Here is a 530-nt window from a genome sequence, read left to right as displayed (position 1 = left end):
CACGACATCGGCCTGATGGAAGACCGGGCGACGCTGCGGATCAGCTCGCAGCATATCGCCAACTGGCTGCTGCACGGGGTCTGCACCCCCGATCAGGTGGACGCCGCCTTCCGGCGCATGGCGGCCAAGGTGGACGGCCAGAACGCCGGCGATCCCCTGTACCGGCCCATGGCGCCCGACCCAGACGCCAGCCTGGCCTATCAGGCCGCCCGCGCCCTGGTGTTCGAGGGGGCAGCCCAGCCGAACGGCTATACCGAACCCCTGCTCCACGCCTTCCGGCTGAGGGCCAAGGCCGCCGTCTAGCCGCCCAGCCGGTCCGGCGGCGTTTGGGGCGCGGGCTCCAGCCCGTTTTCGCCTTCGGCGGCCGACATGACGTCGTCGGCTGCGTCGTTGGCGCTGGACCTGAGGGGCGGCGGCGTGGACTCCGTCGCGCGGTGGGGCGTCGCCGCGCCCTGATCATAGCCTAGCCGCCTCAAGGCTTCGTCGCCCTCTAGTCCGAAGGCGCTGCGGATGCGCAGGTCGGTCTGGGG

1 protein-coding gene and 1 pseudogene are annotated in these 530 nt (G+C 71.9%); one reads left to right on the top strand and one right to left on the bottom strand.

Annotation, left to right across the window (positions count from 1 at the left end):
• Nucleotides 1–303, top strand: a pseudogene (locus ACK4S7_RS13240) (malate synthase G); the annotation flags it as partial.
• Here the strand turns inward: ACK4S7_RS13240 and ACK4S7_RS13235 are convergent.
• The coding region (locus ACK4S7_RS13235; RefSeq protein ID WP_409647742.1) for a hypothetical protein at nt 300–530 on the bottom strand (231 nt) is incomplete at its 5' end. The pseudogene ACK4S7_RS13240 and the gene ACK4S7_RS13235 sit on opposite strands and share 4 nt — an antisense overlap.

This window comes from Sphingorhabdus sp. (assembly GCF_046292425.1).
Classification (GTDB): Bacteria; Pseudomonadota; Alphaproteobacteria; order Sphingomonadales; family Sphingomonadaceae; genus Sphingorhabdus_B.
This window is presented reverse-complemented; position numbering and strand designations above follow the sequence as displayed.